The following is a 25,055-nucleotide window of genomic DNA, read 5'->3' on the forward strand; positions in this document are numbered from 1 at the left end:
CGGGCGGAGATGAAGCAGCTGGTCGGCAAGCTGGTCAGGTTTGGCGCGGTCGGCGGCACCAGTACGTTGTTGTTCGCGTTGCTCACCTGGCTGCTGGTGGACAAGGGGGGCATGCACCCGGTGCTGGCCACCGTGGTGGCCTACCTGTTGCTGCTGGCGCCCAACTTCATGGCCCACAAGTACTTCACGTTTGCCTCCAAGGGCGAGGTGGCCAGCGAATCCGGCAAATTCCTGGTGGTGCACGGCCTGAACATCGCGCTGTCCGCCGGCGGCATGGCGGTGATCTCCCAGGCGCAGCTGGATTACCGCTGGGGCATCCTGTTTTCCGCCATAGCCGTGCCTGTCATCGTGTTCGTGGTAATGAACGTATGGGTGTTCCGGGTCTCGCCGAAGCACTGAACGTGCCGGCCGCGACGACATGCCGCCGACCTTGGCCTTAGCCGGCCTGTCCTGCCACGTTCATCTGCCAGCGCCAGGCGTCCGTGCAGATATCCTGCAACGATTCTTCCGCCCGCCAACCCAGCACCTCGTTGGCCAGCGATGGATCGGCCCAGCACTCGCCGATGTCGCCCGCACGGCGCCCTTGGAGCTGGTACGGGATGGGTTTCCCCACCACCGTGGCGAAGGTCTCGATCAGTTCCAGCACCGAGTAACCGCGACCGGTGCCGAGGTTGAGCGTGAGGTCACGCTCGCGGCGACCGCCCAATGCGCCCAGCGCGGCAACATGCGCCTTGGCCAGGTCCACTACGTGGATGTAGTCACGCACACCGGTGCCGTCAGGCGTGGCGTAATCGTTGCCGAACACGCGGATGTAATCGCGCTGGCCCGCCGCGGTCTGCGTGATGTAGGGGGCAAGGTTGTTGGGAACCCCACGCGGCAGCTCGCCGATGAGACCACTCGGATGCGCGCCCACCGGGTTGAAGTATCGAAGGATGGCGGCATGGAGCGCCGCACCCGGTGCGGCGACGCAGTCACGGATCAACCACTCACCGATCAGCTTGGTCCGACCATAGGGATTGCCCGGTCCAACGGGGGCGGTTTCGGCCACCGGACAGGCATCTGGCTGACCGTACACGGTAGCCGACGAGCTGAACACGATCCGGTGACAGCCGACCTGATCCATCACGTCAAGCAAGGTGGCGGTACCGGCCACGTTGACGTCGTAGTAATCGGCAGGCCGCTCGGCGCTTTCAGACACCGACTTCAGCGCGGCGAAGTGGATCACCGCATCGGGCTGGAAGCGCTGCAGGCTGCCCAGCAGCGCTGCGCGATCACGGATGTCCACTTCGTCCAGAGCCAGCGCCTTGCCGGTTATGCGCTCGATGCGCTCGACGATCCAGCGCTCGCTGTTGCAGAAATTCTCCACCACCTGCACCTCGTGGCCGGCCGCGACCAGTTCCACGACCGTATGCGAGCCGACAAAGCCGGCGCCGCCGGTAACCAGAACCTTCATTGTGCGTCCTCTCTGAACATCATGCGTTGTCGGCGGCTCGGTCGTCGCTGCGCTCCTGCGACGCCAGATAGCCATCAAGGCGCTGCAGGTTACCCGTGAAGCTGCCCCATTGGCGGTTTCGCACGAGCGATTCAAGCTGACGCTCCACACGTTGGTCACGCAGCGTGGCTGACGCGCGCAGCAGCTGCAGCTGCTGCACGAACGCGTCGATGTCGTCGGGTACGTCGATCAGATCCTGATGCGGCAGGAAATCCACGATGCCACCCACGGCCGGCGCACAGATCGGCAAGCGGGCGGCCGCCGCATCAAACAGGATGGTGGGCGTACCTTCCCACGAAGTAGTGTGCAGATAGGCGAAGTGGCTGGGACTGGCGACGGCCTCCAGGCGTTGGAATTCGCCGTGCAGGGTAACGTTCGGCAGCGACCTGAGCCTCCCCAGGTCCTGTGCCGATGCACCGGCCATCACCTGGGCGCCATACACATCGAAGTGCACTTCAGGCAGCCGCGCGGCAATCGCCGCCAGCAGATCTGGGCGTTTCTGGCGATCCAGGCGCCCGGCCCACAGCACGCGATCGGGGTCGGAGGCGGACAGCGCCGTCGACGGCAGCTGCGGAGGCTCCCCGTCATAAGGGAAGGGGACAACGGTGAACAATGAGGTGGGCACGCCCAGCTCCCGCGACCAGATGTGCGGATATTGCGAGTTGTCGCAGATCACCGTTGACAGGTAGGGATAGCAGTAGCGCAGATAGTCACGCGCATAGCCCACCGGATTCATGCGCAGATCGTAATCGTCGCAGAAGATCGAGGCAAACAGACGCGAATGTTGGGTCAGCGCCAACCCGTGGCGGAGAATGGCCTCCCAACCCACGCGTGAATTGACTATGTGCACCATCGAGGCACGCAGCTGCACCAGCACCCGGACGATCACCGAGACCTGCAGCGCGAAGTCCAGCGACGATGCGTGATGGCCGAAGTCCACGTGCGTCGCCTGTGGCGGCAATCGTGACGCCCACGGCGAGGGTGAGTTTTCAGTGCTCAGCACCAGTATCCGGGCCGCCGGGTTGTGTTCGGCAATGGCGCGCGCGTAATAAAGGATTCCGCGGTCCGCCCCACCCTGCTTCAGCCAAGGCACCAGCAGCACATGGCTGTACGGTTGCTCTCCAATCGCATCGGCGAGCCTGGCATAGACCTCACCTGGAGCGGTGCTGATTGGAATCGAGTAGAACGCATAGCGGTCAAACCCGGTCCCGGGCGGCAGCAGTTCCGGCTCAAGCGCAGCGAGCTGGGTCATTTCTTCGCACAGCCAGGCCGGCATGGCAGGTATCCCGCCAGTGAGCGTCGCACCGGGCGCTGCACCAGTAGCCGCCTGCGCGCCATCCGGACCAAACAGCAGCGCCACGAGGCGGCGCACCCAGTGGGCGACGCGTCGCGTATATCGATTGCGCACCCATCGATTGTGCGTCCATCGATTGTGCGTCCAGCGGTCAAACACGGCGGTGCTCCTCGCTGCGGATGCGGCCCGGCGCGAATAGCGAGGTCCGCGGAATGACGGTCTTCATCGCGTGACTGGCCTCATTGAGCGAGCCATGCCACTTGCGACGGTAGAAATACGCCGATCCCCATGCAAGCCGGTGGACCACGCCGCGCGCGATGGTCTCGCAGTTCCAGTACCAGTCTTCGTAACCGAATCCGGTCTGCCGCGGGTAGCAGGCTACGTAGGGAATGGTTTCGTACAACCTGCGGGTGGAAAACGCCGCACTGATCCAGGGATTGACCGTCAGCAGCGCGCGCTCGTCGTAATAACTGCCGGCCTGGTCGACCTGCCAGTTGTAGGCGCTGTACATGCCGAAGCTCAACACCATTTCGGGGTGGAGCACGAACGGTCCGCTCAGCCGGCCAGCCTCTTCAAGGTGCTTGACGAAATAACTCGTGGAAATCAGGTCATCGCCATCCAAGGTACAGATGTAATCCGCGCGACTGGCCGCGACACCGGCATTGCGCGCCAACGCCAGATCGCCCACCTTGGTTTCGACAATGCTCTCGGTCCCATCAAGATCCGGGTGCCCCACAACGAATGCACGGGTCTGCGCGTCGGCGCAATCCAGGACCAGCACCAGCTGGACCTCGAAACCTGCCTTCCGCGCGACCGTACGGGACAGCGCATAGGAACGCAGTGAGGTATGCGCGAGGATTCCTTCCCCGTGGAACGTCACGATGGCACTCAATGCCGGGGCGGTCATACATCACTCCCGCAGCCGCATTGCTTACTGACCGCATTCATTGCGCATCACCAATTCTGAATAAGTTAGTGTCGAATCCGCGGCAAAAGCCGGGGAAGGCCGTTGATCATACTTGTGTACAGGTCGACTGCGCGTCGACAGCATCCTTCGCATCAAGATGCCGCTTTTCCAGTATGTCCACCATAGTATTTCTGAAGCAGCGCGTTAAGGTATCCATCGCCAAGACGGACCCCTGATGCCTTGGCCGCACGTTCGCAGTCCTCCGTGTCGATCGGGAACGACACGCCTTGATCGAGTATCCGGTAAGTCCCCTGACGCTCCAGCACCCGCTCCATCGCGTGGACGATATCGAGCATGTTGGTCGAATGGATGTCGGCCAGCGACATCAACCGGGGAAAGTCGGTCGCATGGCGAAGCACGTGCGTCCCCAGGGTGGCCACGTCCTGGATGTCAATCAGGTTGCGCTCGGCGCGTGCCCATACGTCGAACGGCTCGCCGGATTCAATCCGGGTGCGAAGAAAATTGGTCAGCGTATGTGGGTTCCCCCCCTCGCCCACCACCTGCGGTAGGCGGAACACCCGCCCGCGCGGATCGGCGAGAACCTTCACCTCCATCCGCGCCTTGTGCTGAAGGTAAGGAGTCTGGCGCTCGGCGGAGTTACCGACCGCGCAACTGCCGAAATAGGCAATGAGGCGAGCCGCCGGGCTGGCCAGGACATCATCCAGCAGTGCCTCTTCCCGCAGGAATGCCGCAGGATCGCTTTCGGCGGAGTTTGAAACTCCAGCGGCCACCAGCACGGTTGTCTGGTCGTGCAGCCAGTCCTGTGCGAAAGCCGTTGCGACCAGTCCCCGTCCGATAATCACTTCGCGCTTTCCTGTTGGCTGATACTGAGGAACGTTGGTTTTGCTTCGGGCAGATAACCTGCGACGCCGCGCAGGGCATGCATGAAATCGCGCCAGCCGCGCCCGGTCGCCAGCGCGGCATATTGCTGACGACGCCGTGACCGTCGCAACTCCGGCTCCGCGATCAACCGGTGAAGCCGCTGCTTGAATGCGTCTACATCGTCCGGATCGTCGACGAGCCATACCCTATCGATCAGATCGACGATACCGCCCGTAGCCGGTGCCACGATGGGCAGCCCTGACGCAGCCGCATCCAGCAGGATCGTGGGCAGGCCTTCCCAGGAAGTTGTGAAAAGATAACCTACATGCGCAGGCGTGACGATGTCTTCAAAGCGCGCGAAGGCTGCATGCAGGGTGACATTGGGCAGCGTACGCAGTTCGCGTATCGCCGGATGCTCGGGACCGATAACGGATACGCCGTGAACATCGAAGCCTACGGTCGGCATCGAGCGGGCGACTGCGAGGAGAATGTCGGGGCGCTTCTGACGATCGAACCGGCCGGCCCACAGCACACGGGGCGGCCCTTGGATCTCAAACACGTCATCCTTCTCGATGACGGCGCGATCATAGGGAAAACGCAGGACGGTGAATGCGTCGCGGGGGACACCCAGGTCCAGCGCCCACGTCTCCGGATACACGGTGTTGTCGCAGAAGATGGCGGCCAGATGGATGTAACAGCCGCGAAGGTAGCTGCGCGCGTAACCGACGGGCACCATGTTGCCGTCATGATCGTCGCAGAAAAGCGAGGCGAACAGACGCGAGCGCTGGCGCAGGGCCAGGCCGGACCTCCGGAAGGACTCCCAGGCCACCGGTGAGTTGATGTTGTGGATCACCGACGGCTGCATCTGGACGAGCAGCCGGGTCAGCAGCATGACCCGGTCATCTATGACCAGGTCTCTGGTGATCCTACCGAACTGGACCACCTTCACGCCCGCAGGAACGCGGTCTATCCATGCCGAATCCGCGGCTTCACTGAGCAGCACGAGAATGTTCCCGGCAGGCATACACTCCGTCCATGCCTGGAGGTGGTACAACGCGCCACGATCGGCGCCACCGCGTTCCAGCCAAGGAAGAATCAGCACGTGGCTGTAAGGATACGTGCCTACCTCTGCCACGATCCGGCGATACAGTTCGCCCGGCTCGGTCACCATCGAAATACCGCAGTACCGGTAATGATCGGTGTCGCCACTGCTATTCAAGAGTCCGGGCTCGATGCTGGCCAGCGCGATCATCTCATCGTGCAGCCACGGCGGCAGGTCTGCCCGCCCTTGGGCGGTAACCGTCGCCAACCGATCCATGCTCCGGCCTAGCCAAGCGAGAATGCGCCCCAGCTCCGCGCGCGGATCAGTGAACAACCGGCGGATGCTGACGCGGCGTACGAGCCCTACAACCCTGCGGATCATGGGCGCTCCCAGCGACCAAAGAGATCGCTCGGCGGCATCACCGCGCGCAGCGCATTGCTGTCCGTATTGATCGAACCGAAGGCTTTGAGGCGATAGAAGTACGCCGTACCGGGAACGACCATGTGCTCGTAACCGTTGGCCATGGTCTGACAGTTCCAGTGCCAGTCCTCATAGCCGAACCCGGTCTGGCGGGGAAAACAAGCAACGTACGGCACCTCCAGGAATACGTCACGCCGGGCGAAGACCGCACTAACCCAGGGGTTTCCGGAGATCATCATGTCCGGGGAGAAGGGCATGGTCCGCGGGTCCAGCTGGCGGGTAAAACGATGGTCCACTCCGAAGCTGGCAACCACTTCTGGGTGCAGGATAAACCGCCCCGACGCACGCCGTGCGAACTCGACGTGCCTCTGCAGGTAATCACGGCTGATGAGGTCATCGCCGTCGAGGGTGCAGACGTACGTCCCCTTGGCCGAGCCGATGCCCACGTTACGGGCAAGAGCACTGTCACCAACCGCCGTCTCGATAATCACCTCGTCGCCGCGCAGGTCAGGATGGCCACGCACGATCTGCATGGTTTCCGCGTCGGCCCTGTCCAACACCAGGATCATCTGCACCTCGATCTCGGCCTGGCGGGCCAGATCCCGGGAAAGCAGATAGGTCTTCAAGGCAGCGTGGGCGAGTATCCCTTCGCGATGGAAGGTGATGATCACGGTGAGGTCGGACATCATCGCTCCTGTTTCCCGCCGAGCAGCGAAGCAAGGGTGCGCATCAACATCCGCAGCTGGCGCTTGAGCGGTACCTGGTCGAATGAGGCTGCCAGCCGCGACATCTCCTCGGCAATCGATTCTGCCGGGAGTTTCGATTGCGGGACGGTACCCAGCACGGCCCGGGTAGCCGCGCTCAAATCCTGCGCCGCGTCGAATAGACGCTGGTGATGGGCGGCGAGCTCCGCATAGTCGGACCGCGCGGCGTCCCGCTGCCGCTCCATATCCTCCTTCTCCTGCACGGCGTGCAGGTGCGCGAGCCGGAACGCGGCGCGGACACCGGCGTTGTCGGTCGCCAGGTCGCAGTTGCTGGTAGTCAACGCGTCGATGGCCTGGGCACGGCGTTCAAGTTCTGCCGTCAGCTGGTGGTACTGCCCGTCGAGCCAATTCTTCGCATCCTGCAACTGGTCCTGCCATGCCTGCCGCTGCACCAGCGCGGCGCGCGCCTCCGTCAGCTGCTGCTGCCATGACTGATTGGCCCACTGCCAGGTCAGGCCTGGACGCATCGGCACTTCTGCGGTCAGGCGCAGTGCCGATGCAAGGCGGCCCGCCTCGTCCAAGACCGCCGCGAACTCCGGAAGGGAAAAGGTCTCCGGCGCATCCGCATGTCCGGCCACTTCCAGCCAGTCGGATTGCCCGGACAGCCGGCGCGCTTCGTCCAACCCGCGCGACCATGCGTGTCGCGCGCCGTCGATGTCACCGGTGGCGAAACGGATCCACCCCAGTCGCACGGCGGCGGTGGTGGTCTTTGTCCCTAGCAGCGGGCTGAAGGCCAGCACATCAAAGCCCAGGACCTTTTCGTACAGGCTGGCCGCCGTGGCGAGGTCACCGGCGGCATGATGGAAGGCCGCCGCCGCATACGTCAGCGAGACCTGCCAGCGCAGCACCGTGGGATTGCCCGGGGGCTGCCCAAGGTAGTCGGCCAGCAGGGAAAGCAGGTAGTCCTGGCGATCGCCTCCCATTGCGACGCCGTCGTACATCAGAACGCACAGTGCGGCCCCGTGGTCGGCCGATTCCTTGGGGGACGTTTCCAGAATGTGGAAAGCAAGTTGCCGGCGCGCCGGGGCCGATTCCAAGCGCAGCCCCATCGCGACGATCAGGCGCACGACACTGGCATCCAGGTAGTCGCGCTGGAAGGCCACGATGTTCGGTGCGGACAATTCAGGGTCGCGCGCTACGCCGGCGCCGTTCACCTTCACTGCCATCAGGATGAGGGTGTCGGCAAGCGCGGGGGCACCTGCATCGATCGCCAGCCGGCCCGACCGGTCGCAGGCGATTTCAATGAACTGGCCAAGGCCACTTTGGCGATCCGTCCGCTGCCACCAGGCGCGATCCAGGACTAGCTGCCGCCGCTCCAGTTCGTCGAGCAGTCGCTCTTCCACGGCGATACCGCCAGCTTCGATCGGCAGGATCACCACCAGCCGCCCGCTGCGCACGAGTGCTGAATCGGCATGCTCGATCAGCCCGTCCTGATCGGCACTGCTGCCGTCCACGACGGTGATGAATACATCAACGTTGCGCCGCGTCTGCTGCCAGACGTCCGGTGCAAGCCACGCAATGCCATCCGTCGACGGCGCGGGCGCAGGGCTCGCGGACAGCACCCCCAGCCAACTGCAGCGCGATTGCTCGTAGGGAATCCTCCAGAGCCCGTCGGCGTCCGCATGCGTGGCAAGGACCGCGTCACCGGGACGGATCAGGGCCGCCGCCAGGCCATGGCAGCCGGCAAGGCGGCCACCATCGGCAAGCTGCATGGCGACGCCGGGACGGGCCAGCGCAAGGACATCGAGCCCATCGGGCGCACCCGACATCACGAACGCGGCGCTGTGCCGTTGCCAGCCATCGGCCAGTGCCCGGCCGTGCCACTCGGCGGCCACCTCCTCCCGGCCCTCCGGAGAGGCAAGCAGCATCGCCGACGCCATGGATGCGGAGCCCTCCGCCGTGGCGCCCGGCCAGAATGTCCAGGCCACCAGCAGGTCCGCAGGGGACGAAGCAGCCTGCCAAGCCTCCCATGTCGGGTACACCGCGATGTTCTGCGGCAGCCACGCCTCCGGCGAGGGCGACACACACGCCACCTCGCAGCCCGCCGCCAGCAGCGGGGCGACCAGCGACATCAACTCGGGGGCGGCAAGCAGTACCCGTCCGGGGCCTGCCGTGCGCAGGCAGTAAGCCGCGAGCGGCCCGGCCAGTGCGGGATCCAGCGGCTCGACGGGTGCAACGGGGGGCGCCACGGTGCTCATCCCGCGCTCATCCTGGCGGATTGTCAGCAGACGGCTTTACTGCGTCGTTGAGTCGCTTCAGCTCCGCGGTCAGGCCGTGGTACTGGCCATCCAGCCAGTGTCGGGCCTGCTCCAATTCAGCGACATACTGCTCCAGTTCCGCGATCTGCTGCAGATGCTGATGGTATTTGGCGTCCAGCCAGTCCTTTGCCTCGATGAGCTGGCGCACGTCACGCGCGCCCATGTTGATGTGCTCGGCGCCGTCGACGGGACCGGCCGTGATGGCGCGGTCGTCCACATCGCCACTCATCGTCTGCACCGCGCAGAACATCGAATCGAGCGCCACGGGATGGTCCAGCCACTGCCGGTACACTGCGCCGGGGGGGAGTTCGGAACCGGCTGCCCCTTGGGCGACGGCAATGCCCAACAGGGCACTGGCCTGGGCTTCGGTCACAGGATCGGCCAGCGCCTGACGCGCGTGCGTCTGGACACTGCGCCAATGCGACTCGGCGATATCCGCGCGGCCGTCGGCCGCGGCCAGGATCGCCGCCATTGCCAGTGCACGCGCGCTGCGCAATGGTGTACCGGCTGTTTGCTCAACCTCCAGCAGCGCGACGGCATCATCCCGCCGCCCGTCGAGGAGAAGTGCACGCACGGAGGCCAGGGGATCGTCGTCGACCGCCACGGCGGCCGTGCGTTTGCGCGCCAGGACGAGCAGCCATTCGCCATCGCAGGCAGGGCCGGCCACCGGATCGATCTCGAGCATCGAACGCGCCGAAAGCGAGCGCTTCTGCCCGCCGCCGGCATCCTGCAACCACGCCTTTTCGATCTCGAAGCCGTTTCGCGTGAACTGTGCGACCAGACGCTCCCAGTCGTACACGTGGAAGTGGAAGGGGTTGGGATCTTCCCCGGTCTCATCGGACCAGTCATTGGGCACGCTGGCATACACCCTGCCGGCCGGTGACAGCACGCGATGCAGTTCCGCCAGCAGACGGTCGGGTTCAGGGAGGTGCTCGAGCGTCTCGACCGATACGGCGAAATCCGCCGACTCATCGGCCATGCCGGTCAGGTCCTGCGCGTCGCCGACGGCGAACCGCATCGGGATCGGCGAGACCGCGGCGAAGTTGACCGTGGCGTATTCGACGGCGAATTCACTGGCGTCCACACCCGTGAACGAGCCCGCCTGGCTGTCATGGGCCAGCTGGTAGGAGCCGTAGCCCAGGCCGCAGGCCACGTCGATCACCCGATCGCCCGGGCGGATGAACTGCGCCGCCTGCGCATAGCGGGTCATGTGTGCATCCGAACGACGCCCCGGCTCACGCGTCATGTCCGTGTGCAGATCGCGCTCTTCGACCAGCGCCTGCAGCGGATACACCGCGACGGCCGCGGAGGGCACGCGCTCAAACGCGAGCATGACCAGCCCCGATACGCGATCCAGCTCGCCATAGGGCGCGACGCGTTCGTTCAGCGGGTGCTTGCGCCATTCGGCCTGGATGACAGCAGCCTCCCAGAAGGCACGATCGCCCGCCTGTGCGGCCGCCCCGGACACGACCAGGCAGACTGGGCCGCTGAAGTCGGCAAGCAGCGTCTGCAGGCGGGCCACTGCGTCGTCCAGAACGTCGGACCGGGTCAGGACGATGATGCCGGCGGCCGCATCGGCGCCGGTCGCTCCCGTCTGGATGGACATACCGTGACCACGCAGCGCAGCCAGCAGTCCGGGCGCACTGTCGCCTAGCATGGCCGCGGGGCCTACAGGCAGCCAAGCCAGCAGGCGCTGCGCCGCCACACGGGTGGTGGCGGGAGAGAGTCCGTGTTCAACAGCCATCTGAGTCATATCCATTGGACCGTCCGCTATCAATGGGCGTCGGCAATATCCGCGCGCATGCGCAGATCGCAGACACCGCCAAAGGTGTATTCCTTCTGGCGCATTCCGACCTGGAAGAAGGCCGCCTCATCGCGCCAATGCAGCATCCGTTGCGCGCCCCCGAAACGCTCCACTTCTTCAGAAACGGAAGCCTGAACTTCGTAGAAATTCACGCCCAGGTCGCAGTCGAATGAGAAGCGTATCGCGAAGGGGGTGTCGGCCGCGAAAGTAGTCCCCCAGACACTCGGGGTCGCCTGGCCGAGTTCGGCCCAGCGGGTCACGTCCTGGTTCAAGGTGCCCCACGAATAAAGCTTGACGCCTTCCTTGTTGCGCAGACGGATGTTGACGTTGAGCTTATCCATGTCACGCACGGGTCGGGCGACGACTTCGATGACGACACGCTCACCCGGCAGGAAATAGGCGCATTCCTCGCCTTGTTCATCGAAGATCCGGACACGCTCCACCACGCAGTCGTAGTCGCCGAACGACAGCTTGTCGCTGCGTGCCCCCAGCACCGGTGATGCGTCATGGGCAGGGCCCTCGGTCGGCTGCTGCGCCTCCACGACCTTCTGCGCATGCTGCAGGTGCTGCGCGCTGAGCGAAGCGTAGTAATCGCGCTCGTCATCATGCAGCTGCTTGCGATACTCCAGGACCACTTCCGAGGAAGGACCGGCCGCGCGCACGGCACCATCGCGAAGCAGGATGGCGTGGTCGGTCAGGGTCCGGATGGACTCCTGATCGTGCGACACCAGCAGCAGTGTGCAACCGTTGGCCCTCAGCGCTTCCATCTGCTGGAAGCAGCGCTTCTGGAACAGCGCATCACCCACCGCCAAGGCTTCATCGACGATCAGGATGTCCGGCTCGACCTGGGTCTGCACGGCAAATGCCAGGCGCAACATCATGCCGCTGGAATAGGTGCGTACCGGCTGCTCGATGAAGTCGCCGATGTCGGCGAACGCAGCGATCGCGTCGAAACGTTGCATGACCTCACGCTCGGTCAGACCGAGGATCATGCCGTTGAGGATGACGTTCTCGCGGCCAGTGAAATCCGGATTGAATCCGCTGCCCAGCTCCAACAGGGCAGCAATGCGCCCGTTGACGTGAGCCTTGCCGTTGGTCGGCGCCAACGTGCCGGCAATGATCTGCAACAGCGTGGACTTGCCCGAGCCATTGCGCCCGATGATGCCCACGGCATCCCCGCGCTTGACCTTGAGGCTGACATCACGCAGCGCCCAGAACTCGCGGCCGCGCTGCCGGGATGACCAGTTGCCGCTGCCAGGCAGGACACGCCCAAGACGCGGCAGCAGCATTTGCAGCAGCCGGTCGGACGGTTTGTCGAAAATGTTGAAGACTTTGCTGACATTCTCGATATCGATGACCAGATCTTCAGACGACATCGGCGAAAGCCCTCCGGGTACGCTGGAACCACCAATAACCAAAGAAGAAGATGGCCAACGACCAAGCCACTGCCCAGCTGTAAAGACCCCAATCGGGCAAGGTGCCGGCAACGATCAGCGCGCGGGTCTGCTCGACATAGATGGCCAGCGGGCTCAACCGCATCCACCTGCCGATCGCATCGGGGAAAATGATCGACGGATACAGCACCGGCGTCAGGTACTGCAGGATGCGCGCCAGCAGGCCGGCCAACTGGTCGACGTCGCGGAAGAACACGCCCAGCGACGCGAACAGATACGTCACGCCCATGGTGAGCGCGAGCATCGGAATGATCAGGAGCGGCAGCAGGATGATCTGCCAGTGCAATCCGAAACTGCTGAAGATCAGGAACGCGACCAGGGCGATCGTTGCGACGCCCGCGTTGTAAAGCGACGACAGGACCACGACCGGAGGCAGCACCTCCAGCGGAAACACTACCTTCTTGACCAGATTCGGGTTGCTCAAGATCGCCGTCGGCGCGCGGGTGACCGACTCGGCGAAGAAGTTGTAGACGATCAGACCGATGAACAGCAGCACGGCGTAATCGACCTTGGTATGGACTTCGATGCCTTTCCACTTGGCGCTGAAGATCGTGCTGAAGATGACCGTATAGATCGCCAGCATGATCAGCGGCACGAGCACGCCCCATAGCGCGCCCAGCAGCGAATCCTTGTACTTCTTCTTGATGTCGCGGCCGGTCAGGCTCAGCATCAACTCGATACGTCTACCCATCATCAGGCTGCTTCCACCAGGGCCCGCTCCAGATCCACCTGCAGATCCCCCAGCTCCTCAACCCCAACACTCAACCTTACCAACGCATCACTGATCCCCAGCTTCTCCCGGCGTTCCACCGGAATCGAGGCATGCGTCATCACCGCAGGATGATTCACCAGGCTTTCCACCCCACCCAGCGACTCAGCCAGGGTGAACAGTTCGGTCTTCTCGCAGAAGCGCTTGGCCGCCTCGAAACCGCCCTTGAGGACGATCGAGACGATGCCGCCGTAGCCGTTCATCTGGCGCGTCGCCAGTTCGTGCTGCGGGTGCGAGGTCAGGCCGGGATAGATGACCTTCTCGACGGCCGGGTGCTTTTCCAGCCACTGGGCCAGGGCCAGCGCATTGGCGCAGTGCGCCTTCATGCGCAGCGGCAGGGTCTTCAGGCCGCGCAGGGCCAGGAAACTGTCGAACGGCCCCTGCACGGCGCCGATGGAGTTCTGCAGGAACGCCATCTGCTCGGCCAGTTCGGCGTTGTCGCCAACCACAACCATGCCACCGACCATGTCCGAGTGCCCGTTGAGGTACTTGGTGGCCGAGTGCAGGACCAGGTCCGCGCCCTGCTCCAGCGGACGCTGCAGCATCGGCGAGGCGAAGGTGTTGTCGACCACCACCAGCAGCCCGTGGCGCTTGGCGATGGCGGCCACCGCGGCGATGTCCACGATCTTCAGCATCGGGTTGGTCGGGGTCTCGATCCAGACCATCTTGGTCTGCGGGGTGATCGAGGCTTCGAACGCGGCCAGGTCGGTCAGATCGACGAAGCTGAACTGCAGGCCGGCGGTGCGCTTACGCACGCGCTCGAACAGGCGGAAGGTGCCGCCGTAGATGTCGTCCATCGCCACCACGTGGCTGCCGGCATCCAGCAGTTCCATCACCGTGGAGCTGGCGGCCATGCCCGAGGCGAACGCGTAACCGCGGCTGCCGCCTTCCAGGGAGGCCACGCAACGCTCGTAGGCGAAACGAGTGGGATTGTGGGTGCGCGAGTACTCGAAGCCCTGGTGTTCGCCGGGGCTCGACTGGGCGTAGGTGGAGGTCGCGTAGATCGGCGGCATCACCGCGCCGGTGCTCGGGTCCGGCGATTGGCCGCCATGGATGGCCAGCGTGGCCAGGGCGAGCGAGCGGTCGCCGTGCCCGGAGGAAGCGTGATCGGACATGTTGTTTCCCAGCAAGGGGAGCCCCGGGGGGCCCCCGCAAAAGGAGCGGAAGTCTATCAGCGGTGGCTTAATCGGCCGTTGACGCGGATAAACATGGGTTCATTGCGACACAGACGCTTACTGTACGCGGCGGCGCAGGTAGTTCAGCAGGTCGATGCGGGTGATCAGGCCAAGGAAGTTGGCGCCGTCCATGACGATGGCGACCTGGCCGCGGTCGAACACCGGCAACAGGGCCTCGATCGGCGATTTCACGTCCAGGCGGTCCAGCTTGCTGACCATCGCGGTGGCGACCGGGTCGCGGAAACGGGCTTCGTCGCCGTAGACATGCAGCAGCACGTCGCTTTCATCCACGATGCCGACCAGCTGGTCGCCGTCCATCACCGGCAGCTGCGAGACGTCATACAGCTTCATGCGCTGGTAGGCGGTGGTCAGCAGGTCGTTCGGGCCGATCACCACGGTGTCGCGCTGGCCGTACGGGCGCAGGATCAGATCGCGCAGGTCGCCCGACTGCGGGCGCTCCAGGAAGCCGTTGTCCAGCATCCAGTAGTCGTTGTACATCTTGGAGAGGTACTTGTTGCCGGTATCGCAGACCAGCACCAGCACCTTCTTCGGAGTGGTCTGCTCTTTGCAGTACTTCAGCGCCGCGGCCAGCAGGGTGCCGGTCGAGGAGCCGCCGAGGATGCCTTCCTTGCCCAGCAGCTCGCGCGCGGTGTGGAAGCTCTCGGCATCGCTGATCGCGTAGGCCTTGGTGACGCGGCTGAAATCGGCGATCGAGGGCAGGAAGTCCTCGCCGATGCCTTCCACCAGCCAGCTGCCCGACTTGTCGTTGAGCACGCCGTCATTGATGTATTCGGCCAGGATCGAGCCAACCGGATCGGCCAGCACCAGCTCGGTCTTCGGCGAGAGGGTGGCAAAGGCGCGCGAGAGGCCGGTCATGGTGCCCGAGCTGCCGCAGCCGAACACGATCGCGTCTAGGTCGCCGTCCATCTGCGCCAGGATTTCCGGGCCGGTGCCGAACTCGTGCGCGGCCGGGTTGTCCGGGTTGCCGAACTGGTTGATGAAGTAGGCGCCCGGGGTTTCCTCGGCCACGCGCTTGGCCATGTCCTGGTAGTACTCCGGATGCCCCTTGGCCACGTCCGACCGGGTCAGGCGCACTTCGGCACCCATCGCCTTGAGATTGAAGATCTTCTCGCGGCTCATCTTGTCCGGTACCACCAGGATCAGCTTGTAGCCCTTCTGCTGGGCGACCAGCGCCAGGCCCAGGCCGGTGTTGCCGGCGGTGCCCTCGACCAGGGTCGCGCCCGGCTTGAGGTCGCCCCGCTGCTCGGCGGCTTCGATCATCGACAGGCCGATGCGGTCCTTGATCGATCCTCCGGGATTGGCACTCTCGAGCTTCAGGTAAAGCTCGCAGACGCCGGTATCCAGGCGCTGGGCCTTGACGATCGGGGTCTGGCCAATGAGTTCGAGTACGGAGGAGTGGATTGCCATCGGTTCACATCGATTCGCGCCGCAATGCGGCCGGACCGGTGATTATCCGACGGTTGGCGGCGAAAGTCAGGTTGCCGCGTTCATCAAGCGGCGCGGACGGCACCGGTCGACGAGGTGACCGGAACCGCCCGCGACGTAGGGGCTAATAGACGTGGAGGTAAAGGCGTCAGTGCACGGGGGAGGCGTACATCCGTTCCAGCTTCTGCTTGGCCAGCAGCTTCTCACGCTTCATCTGTCCCAGGGTGAGGCGGTCTATCGGAAGTACGCCCAGCTCGGCATCCATGCACTTCTTGTTCAACTTCTGGTGCCGTTCGTAGAGCGCCTTGAATTCCGGATCCTGCTTGCGCCGTGCGTCGATGTCGCTCTGGGGCTGACCTTCAAACATGATGAACCTCCTATCGCTTCTGCAGAAACAAGAACGCCCCGGCCTGACGGCACGGGGCGCTGCTTGGGGCGGAGTGCCGGGCAACCCTGACCTGCGAACCCGCAGCGGCGTCCAGTTCAACCTGGACCTCGGACTGCTGTGATTCGTGGCGCTGGTGCATTGCCGGCCCTCCAATCGTCCAGGCCGCGGAAGGCGACCCGGACAACTGACCCTACGCTTGCTTCGAAGCCGGTTCAACCCTTTCAGACGATATCGTCGAGCCCGCCTAGGCGGGGTTCAGGCTGAACACGCAGAACAACGGAAATTAAACAAAAACAACCAGTTGCGTCATGCCCGACGGGCATGACGCGGTACCGGCCAAGTATCACGGCGCGATGATGACCTCGGCGGAACGCGCCTTGGTCGCCGCCGCCTTCTTGCCGCTGACCTGCAGCCGGCTGGCGCTCACACCGGCGGCCACGAGCGCGTCGCGCAGCGCCTCGGCGCGCTGCTGGCCGACACCGGCCGCGGCGTCGTAGGCCTCGATCCGGACCCGGCCCTTCTTGCCGATGTTCAGGTACTCGGCCAGCGCCTTGGCCTGGCCCTTGGCACCGCCGGACAGGCTGCCCTTGCCGGCCGCGAAGGCGTCACCGTTGAAGGTGAACACTTCGCCACGGCTATCGAATTTGGAGCCCGGCAGCTTGCTGCCCGCCACCAGCTCGGCTTCTTCACGGGCCAGCTTGGCCGCGTTCTGCTGGGCCGCGCTCAGGCGGGCGGTCTGCTTGCCGGCCACGCTGGTGAGCGCGGTTTCGGCGTCCTGGCGGGCCAGGGCTTCCTGTTCGGCCGCCTGGCGCAGGCGTTCGCTTTCCTCGGCCTGGATCTGGGCCTGGACGCGCAGGCGCTCGGCTTCCTGGCGGGCCCGCTGGGCATCGCGGCGGCTGGCTTCGATCAGCAGCTCGCTGCGGGTGCGTTCGAGCTGGTCGACCTCACGCTGGGCCAGGGCGGCGCGGACGCTGGTTTCGGCGATCTCGACCCGGCGTTCGGCCACGTAGCGGGCCTGGTCCAAATCCCGGCGCTTGGCCTTGGCCAGGTCGGCCACGGCCTGCTGGGCCTGCAGGCGCTCGAAGGCGGCCAGCGGGGCCGCATCCGGGTTGGCCTGGATCGCCATCAGGCGCTGGGTCAGCTGGGCCACGGCGGGGTCATCGGCGGCCTGGACCAGCAGCGGCAGGCTGAGGCTGACGGCCAGCAGCAGGCAGGGCATGCGCATCTTGGTGGACATCATCAGCGGTCCTCCCCGGTGGCGAGCTGGCGCTGCAGCTGGCTGACTTCAGTGCGACGCAGCTGCAACTGGGCGGTGGCGGTGGCTTCTTCGCTGCGGGCGCGGGCCAGGTCGGCATCGACCGTGGCGCGAACGGCCAGCATCGGCGCGTTCTTGCGCTCGCGGCGGTCGCCGGCCGCGCGCTGGGCCTGCTCCAGGCCCTGGCGGGCCACGGCGATCAGGTCCGGGGCGTACTGGTCGGCATCGGCCTGGGTGGCCTTGTCGACCGCCTGCCGGGCCTGCATCAGTTCCAGGGCGCCATCCTGCGCCTGTGCAGCACCAGAGAGCGCGAATGCGCACACCGTCACATACAGGGCCCGTCGTATTTGTGCGAAGCTAGGATTCATTGGGGGTGCCGTCGCCAGAGTTGTGTGCGCGGCCATTGTCGGAAGCCTGCGGTGCGCTTGCAATGGCAAGCCGCTGATTGTTGGGGAAACATTTCGCATGGATATCGGCTATTTCCTGAAGCTGATGACCGAAAAGAACGCGTCGGACATGTTCTTGACGACCGGAGCACCGGTATACATCAAGATCGAGGGGAAACTCTATCCGCTGGGCAATACCGGGCTGCCGCCCGGGATGGTCAAGAAGATCGCCTACTCGTTGATGGATGAAGGCCAGGCCCCGCAGTTCGAGCGCGAGCTCGAGCTCAACATGGCCATTGCCCTGCCCGATGCCGGGCGCTTCCGCGTCAACGTGTTCAAGCAGCGCGGTGAGGTCGGCATGGTGATCCGTGCGATCCGCAGCAAGATCCCCAGCATCGAAGAGCTCAACCTGCCCCAGGTCCTGAAGGACGTCATCATGACCCCGCGCGGGCTGGTGCTGGTGGTCGGCTCGACCGGCTCGGGCAAGTCGACCTCGCTGGCCTCGATGATCGACCACCGCAACACCACCACGACCGGGCACATCCTCACCATCGAGGACCCGATCGAATACCTGCACAAGCACAAGATGTCGATCGTGAACCAGCGCGAGGTCGGGCTGGACACGCATACCTTCCACGACGCGCTGAAGAACGCGATGCGTGAAGCACCCGACGTGATCCTGATCGGCGAGATCCTGGATGCCGAGACGATGGAGGCGGCGATCGCGTTCGCCGAAACCGGGCACCTGTGCCTGGCCACCCTGCACTCCAACAACGCCGACCAGACCATCGAGCGCATCCTCAACTTCTTCCCCGAGAGCGCGCACCGCAACGTGCTGATGAACCTCTCGCTGAACCTGCGCGCGGTGGTGTCCCAGCGCCTGGTCAAGGGCAAGGACGGGCGTCGCCTGCCGGCCACCGAGGTGCTGATCAACACGCCGATGATCCGCGACCTGCTGCGCCGCGGCCAGGTGCACGAGATCAAGGCGGCGATGGAAGCGTCGCTGGAGGAAGGCATGGAGAGCTTCGACCAGTGCCTGTTCCGGATGGCCAAGAACGGCATCATCGAGCAGGAGGAAGCGCTGCGCGCGGCCGATTCGCGCGATGGCCTGGCGTTGAAGTTCCGGCTGTCCGAAGGCGGCAGCGAGCACGACCCGTACGCGGATTACTCGGCCAGCTCGGCACCGGCGATCACGCACGGGTTCCAGTAGGTCCCCACCGTTGGTGGGGGCAATTGACACGGCGCATCGACCAACGGTCGATGCCTACCCGTCTCCCTGCGTCGATCGGTCGATGCCCACCGTCACCCCGCGTCGATCTGATGCTCGGGCCGCGCTGCGTCGAAGGCCGGCAGCGCCAGGCAGGCAGCTTCGATTCGCTGCAGGATCGGGTACGGCGCCAGATCCAGGCCGAACCGGTGCGCGTTGTACAGCTGCGGCACCAGGCAGGCATCGGCCAGGCCGGGCTGGTCGCCATGGCAGAAAGTGCCCGTCGCGGCATGGCCGGCCAGCAGGGTTTCCATCGCCGCCAGCCCCTCCGCCATCCAGTGCAGCGTCCACTGCGTGCGCTCCTCGGCGCTGGCCTGCAGGGTGCGGTCCAGGTACTGCATCACCCGCAGGTTGTTGAGCGGGTGGATGTCGCAGGCCACCAGCTGGGCCAGTGCCCGCACGCGCGCCCTGCCCTCGGCATCGCCGGGCAGCAACGGCGTGGCCGGGAATACCTCGTCGAGGTACTCCAGGATCGCCATTGACTGCTGCAGCACGCGCTCGCCATGGCGCAGGGTCGGCACCAGTTCCTGCGGGTTGAGCGCGGCATACGCCGCGCTGTGCTGTTCACCGCCCTCGCGGACCAGGTGCACCGGGGTGATCCGGTGCGGCAGGCCCTTGAGGTTCAGCCCGATCCGCACGCGGTACGCCGCGCTGGACCGCCAGTAACTGAAGAGTTCGATCGGTTCCATGACGGTCTCGGCAGCGGCGCTCAGGGCTTGGCCGCCTGCTCGATGCGCTGCTCGATCGCACCGAAGATGCTCTCGCCGGCCGCATCGAACATCTCGATCCGCACCACGTCGCCGAAGGACATGAAGGGCGTGCTCGGCTTGCCGTCGCGGAGGGTTTCCACCGTGCGCTGTTCGGCGAAGCAGGAGGCGCCCTTGCTGGTGTCTTCGTTGGCGATGGTGCCCGAGCCGACGATCGCACCGGCGCCCAGCGGGCGGGTCTTGGCCGCATGCGCGACCAGCTGGGCGAAATTGAACTGCATGTCCACGCCCGCTTCCGGTGCGCCGAACCAGGTGCCGTTGACATGCGTGACCAGCGGCAGGTGGACCTTGCTGTCCTGCCAGGCCTCGCCCAGCTCATCCGGGGTAACGAATACCGGGGACAGCGCCGAACGCGGCTTGGACTGCAGGAAGCCGAAGCCCTTGGCCAGTTCGCCCGGGATCAGGTTGCGCAGCGAGACATCGTTGACCAGGCCGATCAGCTGGATATGGCCGGCGGCCTGCTCGGGGGTCACCGCCATCGGCACATCGTCGGTGATCACCACCAGCTCGGCTTCCAGGTCGATGCCGTACTCCTCGCTGACCACCTTGACCGCATCGCGCGGGCCGTAGAAGCCGGCGCTGGTGGCCTGGTACATCAGCGGATCGGTGTAGAAGCTCTCCGCCACCTCGGCGCCACGGGCGCGGCGCACCCGGGCCACGTGCGGCAGGTAGGCGCTGCCGTCGACGAACTCGTAGGCGCGCGGCAGCGGTGCGGCCAGCGCCTGCAGGTCGATGTCGAACACGCCATCGGCATCACCGTCGTTCAGCGACTCGTACAGGGCGTTCAGGCGCGGCGCCAGGTGGCTCCAGTCTTCCAGGGCCTGCTGCAGGGTCGCGGCGATGCCGGTGGCGCGCACGCCCTGGCGCAGATCGCGCGAGACCACGATCAGGGTGCCGTCGCGGCCGCCTTCCTTCAAAGAACCAAGCTTCATGGGTGGGTATCCGGGATCGCGAAAATAGGTTTCAAGTGTAATCAAATGCTTGGCGGGCCGACCAGCTGCACCGCCGCATCGCTTTACCGTAATGCATTGCCGACGCGCAGGAGCAGCCACGCATGGCGTGGCTCTACTGTTCCGTCCCCTGCTCCCAAGCTGAACAGGGGCATTTGGTATGGGTCTCAAACATCCGTTAGACTATCCGGGTCTGCAGCGGCCGTCCGTTTCCCTTCGGGATCGCCGGCGATATGGATCAAACGATCCGTCGCCCGCCCCCACTCCGACGCCATTCGTCATGCATTCCAGTCTGCGCACCGCGTCGACTGCACCCAATTCTCGCAGCGCGGTTTACGGGAACGCTCCGAGTCAGCCGATCACATTGATCTGCCTCGCGTCCGGCCATTCGGCCTGGCGTTACTTTGTCTTTGGAGCTTCCACCCGATGTCTTTTGAATCCTTGGGCCTTGCCCCGTTCCTGCTGCGCGCGTTGGCCGAGCAGGGCTACGAAACCCCCACCCCGATCCAGGAGCAGGCGATCCCGCTCGCCCTGGAAGGCCGCGACCTGCTGGCCGGCGCACAGACCGGTACCGGCAAGACCGCCGCGTTCGGCCTGCCGCTGCTGCAGCACCTGGGCACCAACCCGCAGGCCGTCGATGGCCCGCGCCGTCCGCGTGCACTGGTGCTGACCCCGACCCGCGAGCTGGCTACCCAGGTGCATGACAGCCTGCGCGGCTACAGCAAGTACCTGCGCATCCCGAGCGCCTGCATCTACGGTGGCGTCGGCATGGGCAACCAGTTCGACGTGCTGCGCCGTGGCGTGGACCTGCTGGTCGCCTGCCCGGGCCGCCTGATCGATCACATCGAGCGTCGCAGCGTCGACCTCTCCGGCATCGAAATCCTGGTGCTGGACGAAGCCGACCGCATGCTCGACATGGGCTTCCTGCCGTCGATCAAGAAGATCCTCGCCAAGCTGCCGCGCCAGAACCGTCAGACCCTGCTGTTCTCGGCGACCTTCGAAGAGAGCATCAAGCAGCTGGCGCTGGAATTCATGCGCAACCCGGAGCAGATCCAGGTCACGCCGAAGAACACCGTTGCCGAGAACATCAGCCACCGCGTGCACCCGGTCGATGGTCCGCGCAAGCGCGAGCTGCTGCTGCACCTGCTGGCCCAGGACAGCCGTGAGCAGACCCTGGTGTTCGGTCGTACCAAGCACGGCTGCGACAAGCTGGCCATGTTCCTGGACAAGTCCGGCATCAAGACCGCGGCGATCCACGGCAACAAGAGCCAGGGCCAGCGCCTGCGCGCGCTGGGCGACTTCAAGGCCGGCCGCGTGACCGTACTGGTCGCCACCGACATCGCCGCACGCGGCATCGACATCAACGAGCTGCCGAAGGTCATCAACTATGACCTGCCGATGGTGGCCGAGGATTACGTGCACCGCATCGGCCGTACCGGCCGTAACGGTTCGACCGGCCAGGCGATTTCGCTGGTGGCGCAGGACGAAGCCAAGCTGCTGCGCCAGATCGTGCGCCTGCTCGACAAGGACATGGACATCCGCGACGTGCCGGGCTTCGAGCCGCAGACCCCGATCCGCTGGGGCAACAGCGCGCCGGGCAAGGCCGAACTGCCGGGTGGCGATCGTACCCCGCGCAAGCACGCGCGTCGTCCGCACGCCGAGGCCCCGCGCCACGCCCATGCTGGCCCGAAGAAGGCCGGTGGCGGTCAGCGTGATGGCGCCGGCCGCGGTGCACCGCGCGGTGGCCAGCCGCAGGGCCAGCGCCGTGGCGGCGGCAACGCCGGTGGCGGCCGCAGCCAGGGCGGCGGTGGCGGTCGCGCCAGCTGATTCCTTCGGGCATCGCTGAGACGTAGAAAGGGCGACGCATCTGCGTCGCCCTTTTTTTGTTTGTCGGGAGCCGGCCAGCGGCCGGCACTACAACGGCCGTTGAATGGTGCGTTGCCTCAGAAGCTGTAGGCGACCGTGATCCGTGCATTGCGGCCCGGCTCGCTGTAACGGCCGATGCCTTCGTCGTTGACGTAGCCGTACAGCGTGTTGCTGCCCTTGTTGATGTTGCGCACGCGCTGCCAGAGGTAGTACGCCTCGTTGGTCAGGTTGTAGATGCCAGCGCTGAGCTTCCACTGCGGGGTGACGTTCCAGGTGCCGTACAGATCCAGCACGGTGTAGCCATCGGCCTTGTCGACGAAGGCCGGCGTGGTGACCTTGCCGGTGGCGTCGGTGGTGTAGGCGTCCCTGGCCTTCTTGGCCACGGCATGGGTCACGCTGGCGGTGAGGTTCCACACCGGCGAGGGGGCATAGCGCACGCCGAGGACGGCGCTGGCCGGCACGATGCTGTCCAGCGGATCGCCATTGCGCTTCTCGCCTTCGCTGTAGGAGGCCGCCAGGCGCGAGGACCATGCATCATTGATCTGCCAGCGTCCCTCCAGCTCCACGCCCTTGACCGTCACTTCGCCCGCGTTGGTCGGCATCGTGTAGTTGCGCGAATACAGCACCGGGCCGGTCGCGGTGGTGCGGAAGCCACCCGGTACCGACTGGACCAGGTTGGTGTACTCGATGAAGTTCTCGTAGCGGTCGCGGAACACCGACAGGCCCAGCTGCGCGCGGTCCGTGCTCCAGCGGTAGCCGAACTCGAGGTTCAGGCTCTTTTCCGCCTCCAGGTCCGGATTGGACACGGTGTCGTTGAGCAACAGCGGCTGGCCGTTCTGCGCATTGATCACCTGGGTGGCGCTGGTCGGCGAGTACATGTCCGCCACGGTGGGCGCACGGAAGCCACGACCCACCTGGGCCCACAGCGCGTGGTCGGGCAGGAAGCGGTATTCGGCGCCCACTTGCCAGGTCGGCGAGGCGAAGCTCACGTCACGCACGGTGCCGGTACGGTCCACGAAGGTGGCGTCCACCTGCGGCGAGTAGTCGTAACGGTCGTAGCGCGCCCCCGCGCTGAGGGTCAGGCGTTCGTCGAGCAGCTGCACGCTGTCGCGCAGGTACAGGTTCCAGGCGGTGACGTCGGTCTTGGGCACCTGGCGCGGATCGATCTCCACCGAGGCCACGGCCCCGGCCGCGTTCCAGCGCGTGTCGACCGCGGTGAAATCGATGTCGCGCTGCTGCCAGGCCAGCCCGTAGACCACGTCATGGCGCGCGCCCGCGGTGGCGAAGACCTTGCTGAAGTCGGCCGCGGCACGGTCCAGGGTCTGCTTGGTGGAGCGGTTCTCGCTGCGCAGGCACGCCGTGGCGCCGCCCGGGCAGCCGCTGCCGGCCACGATGGTGGTGATGCCGCGGCTGTCGGTGACCTGCCGGTCCACCTGCGCATCCAGGGTATCGAACAGCGCGTTGTCGGCCCGCCACTGGTAGTTCACCCCGTAGCGGTCACGGTCGTTGGTGTCGTGGCCTTTGCGCGACAGGTAGCCCGGTGCGTAGACACGCGACAGGTTGTCCACGTCGTTGGTGGCGCGGCCGCGCTCGTACAGGAAGCCCAGCGTATTGGCGTCGTCGAGCTGCAGGTCGAGCTTGCCAAGCAGGTTGTCGCGGGTGCTGTCGACCGGATCGGGGGTACGGCGACCGACACCGATCCGATCATTCGTGGTGTCGTACCACGCTTCGGATTCGTGGCCTTCGCGCCGGGTGTAGACCAGCATCGATTCGACGATGCCGGTGCGGTTGGCAAAGGTCAGCGTGCCCATGGTTTCGTCATTGGCGCCCGAGTAGCCCGCCTTGAAGCCCAGGTGGGTATCGTTGCCGGTGGGCGTGAGATAGTCCGCTGGATCCTTGGTGGTGAACACCACCGCGCCGCCCAGCGCGCCGCTGCCGGCGCTGATCGCGTCGGCGCCCTTGATCACCGCCAGGCTCTTGAGCGTATCGATGTCCACGTCGCCGCGGCCACCCCGGAAGAACTCGTAGGAACGCGCGGTTTCCACCGATTCGCCCAGGCTCAGGCCATCGACGGTGATCGCCACGCGGTCGCTTTCCAGTCCGCGGATGTTGAAGCCGTTGTCGCCGAAGCGGCCCATGTCCACGATGCTGACACCGGGGATGTAGCGGATCGCTTCTTCCATCATATTGGCCATCTCGTTGTCGAGATCGGCTGCGGTGAGCACGGTGACGTTCTGGTTGGTCGAGCGTGTTTTCTTGGCACGTTCGGCCTGCACGCGCACGGTATCGAGCGTGCTGGCGTCGTTGAGGGTTTCTGCGTGCACGGTGGCGGACAGGCTGGCGGCAACTGCCAGGGCCAGCAGGGTGAGGGACGACGTCATGATCAGGCTCCGCAGAAGAGGAAGGGAATGGCGTGAGCGCCGCGGTGGCGGCGGGCCGTTCCTGGCTGCGGCGATCGGTGGACCGAGC

The 25,055-nt window shown here is 65.3% G+C and carries 21 protein-coding genes; 3 read left to right on the forward strand and 18 right to left on the reverse strand.

All coding sequences use genetic code 11. The features are described 5' to 3' along the window. Positions 1-9: 9 nt before the first annotated feature. Entirely contained in the window at positions 10-399 is a 390-nt protein-coding gene (locus tag HDC96_RS18000) for a GtrA family protein (RefSeq protein WP_179461141.1), read from the forward strand. Positions 400-436: 37 nt separating this feature from the next. On the opposite strand, the gene galE is transcribed toward HDC96_RS18000, so the two are convergent. The 15 genes from galE to HDC96_RS18075 all read right to left on the reverse strand — a co-directional run bounded on the left by galE (position 437) and on the right by HDC96_RS18075 (position 17,718). After that, positions 437-1,453, reverse strand: coding sequence for a UDP-glucose 4-epimerase GalE (galE, locus tag HDC96_RS18005; protein WP_179461142.1), 1,017 nt, complete (start codon positions 1,451-1,453; stop codon positions 437-439). 19 nt (positions 1,454-1,472) lie between these two features. After that, a complete protein-coding gene (locus HDC96_RS18465; protein WP_179461143.1) occupies positions 1,473-2,945 on the reverse strand; it encodes a glycosyltransferase family 4 protein in 1,473 nt (490 codons plus the stop codon). Beyond that, the gene (locus HDC96_RS18015) at positions 2,938-3,693 is read right to left on the reverse strand and encodes a glycosyltransferase family A protein (RefSeq protein ID WP_179461144.1); all 756 of its coding nucleotides are present in this window, start codon (positions 3,691-3,693) and stop codon (positions 2,938-2,940) included. The genes HDC96_RS18465 and HDC96_RS18015 overlap by 8 nt, the downstream gene beginning before the upstream one ends. A gap of 152 nt (positions 3,694-3,845) precedes the next feature. After that, the gene (locus tag HDC96_RS18020) at positions 3,846-4,556 is read right to left on the reverse strand and encodes an NAD-dependent dehydratase (RefSeq protein WP_179461145.1); all 711 of its coding nucleotides are present in this window, start codon (positions 4,554-4,556) and stop codon (positions 3,846-3,848) included. Then, entirely contained in the window at positions 4,553-5,998 is a 1,446-nt protein-coding gene (locus tag HDC96_RS18025) for a glycosyltransferase family 4 protein (protein WP_179461146.1), read from the reverse strand. Before HDC96_RS18025 ends, HDC96_RS18020 begins: the two co-directional genes overlap by 4 nt. Then, positions 5,995-6,723: a glycosyltransferase family A protein gene (locus HDC96_RS18030; RefSeq protein ID WP_179461147.1), complete on the reverse strand. Its 729-nt coding sequence runs from the start codon at positions 6,721-6,723 to the stop codon at positions 5,995-5,997. The genes HDC96_RS18025 and HDC96_RS18030 overlap by 4 nt, the downstream gene beginning before the upstream one ends. Then, on the reverse strand, positions 6,723-8,999 hold the full coding sequence (locus tag HDC96_RS18035; RefSeq protein WP_179461148.1) for a hypothetical protein: 2,277 nt from the start codon (positions 8,997-8,999) through the stop codon (positions 6,723-6,725). The genes HDC96_RS18030 and HDC96_RS18035 overlap by 1 nt, the downstream gene beginning before the upstream one ends. A gap of 7 nt (positions 9,000-9,006) precedes the next feature. After that, positions 9,007-10,803, reverse strand: coding sequence for a methyltransferase domain-containing protein (locus tag HDC96_RS18040; RefSeq protein WP_179461149.1), 1,797 nt, complete (start codon positions 10,801-10,803; stop codon positions 9,007-9,009). A gap of 29 nt (positions 10,804-10,832) precedes the next feature. After that, the gene (locus tag HDC96_RS18045; protein ID WP_179461182.1) at positions 10,833-12,239 is read right to left on the reverse strand and encodes an ABC transporter ATP-binding protein; all 1,407 of its coding nucleotides are present in this window, start codon (positions 12,237-12,239) and stop codon (positions 10,833-10,835) included. Continuing rightward, positions 12,229-13,008 carry an ABC transporter permease gene (locus HDC96_RS18425; protein WP_179461150.1) on the reverse strand — a complete coding sequence of 260 codons (780 nt, stop codon included), beginning with the start codon at positions 13,006-13,008 and terminating at the stop codon, positions 12,229-12,231. The genes HDC96_RS18045 and HDC96_RS18425 overlap by 11 nt, the downstream gene beginning before the upstream one ends. 2 nt (positions 13,009-13,010) lie before the next feature. Next, positions 13,011-14,201: a cystathionine gamma-synthase gene (locus HDC96_RS18055; RefSeq protein WP_179461151.1), complete on the reverse strand. Its 1,191-nt coding sequence runs from the start codon at positions 14,199-14,201 to the stop codon at positions 13,011-13,013. A gap of 117 nt (positions 14,202-14,318) precedes the next feature. After that, positions 14,319-15,689 (reverse strand): pyridoxal-phosphate dependent enzyme, encoded by a 1,371-nt coding sequence (locus tag HDC96_RS18060; RefSeq protein WP_176990673.1) that lies wholly within the window; start codon positions 15,687-15,689, stop codon positions 14,319-14,321. Between the two features lie 166 nt (positions 15,690-15,855). Further along, positions 15,856-16,074: a YdcH family protein gene (locus HDC96_RS18065; RefSeq protein ID WP_176990672.1), complete on the reverse strand. Its 219-nt coding sequence runs from the start codon at positions 16,072-16,074 to the stop codon at positions 15,856-15,858. Positions 16,075-16,438: 364 nt separating this feature from the next. Next, a complete protein-coding gene (locus HDC96_RS18070; RefSeq protein WP_179461152.1) occupies positions 16,439-17,332 on the reverse strand; it encodes a hypothetical protein in 894 nt (297 codons plus the stop codon). Positions 17,333-17,334: 2 nt separating this feature from the next. Beyond that, positions 17,335-17,718, reverse strand: coding sequence for a DUF4398 domain-containing protein (locus HDC96_RS18075; RefSeq protein ID WP_179461153.1), 384 nt, complete (start codon positions 17,716-17,718; stop codon positions 17,335-17,337). A 97-nt stretch (positions 17,719-17,815) separates the two neighbouring features. Here HDC96_RS18075 and HDC96_RS18080 point away from each other — a divergent pair, with 97 nt between their 5' ends. After that, positions 17,816-18,946 carry a PilT/PilU family type 4a pilus ATPase gene (locus HDC96_RS18080; RefSeq protein WP_179461154.1) on the forward strand — a complete coding sequence of 377 codons (1,131 nt, stop codon included), beginning with the start codon at positions 17,816-17,818 and terminating at the stop codon, positions 18,944-18,946. A 92-nt stretch (positions 18,947-19,038) separates the two neighbouring features. Here HDC96_RS18080 and maiA read toward each other — a convergent pair whose 3' ends face one another. Next, positions 19,039-19,692, reverse strand: a complete 654-nt coding sequence (maiA, locus tag HDC96_RS18085; protein WP_179461155.1) for a maleylacetoacetate isomerase — start codon at positions 19,690-19,692, stop codon at positions 19,039-19,041. 20 nt (positions 19,693-19,712) lie between these two features. Then, on the reverse strand, positions 19,713-20,702 hold the full coding sequence (locus HDC96_RS18090) for a fumarylacetoacetate hydrolase family protein (RefSeq protein ID WP_179461156.1): 990 nt from the start codon (positions 20,700-20,702) through the stop codon (positions 19,713-19,715). Positions 20,703-21,146: 444 nt separating this feature from the next. Between HDC96_RS18090 and HDC96_RS18095 the strand changes: the two genes are divergently transcribed. After that, a complete protein-coding gene (locus tag HDC96_RS18095; RefSeq protein ID WP_176990666.1) occupies positions 21,147-22,547 on the forward strand; it encodes a DEAD/DEAH box helicase in 1,401 nt (466 codons plus the stop codon). A gap of 116 nt (positions 22,548-22,663) precedes the next feature. On the opposite strand, the gene HDC96_RS18100 is transcribed toward HDC96_RS18095, so the two are convergent. After that, entirely contained in the window at positions 22,664-24,967 is a 2,304-nt protein-coding gene (locus HDC96_RS18100) for a TonB-dependent hemoglobin/transferrin/lactoferrin family receptor (protein ID WP_179461157.1), read from the reverse strand. Positions 24,968-25,055: the final 88 nt, after the last annotated feature.

Origin of the sequence: Stenotrophomonas sp. JAI102 (assembly GCF_013409105.1) — a bacterium.
Taxonomy (GTDB): domain Bacteria; phylum Pseudomonadota; class Gammaproteobacteria; order Xanthomonadales; family Xanthomonadaceae; genus Stenotrophomonas; species Stenotrophomonas maltophilia_AA.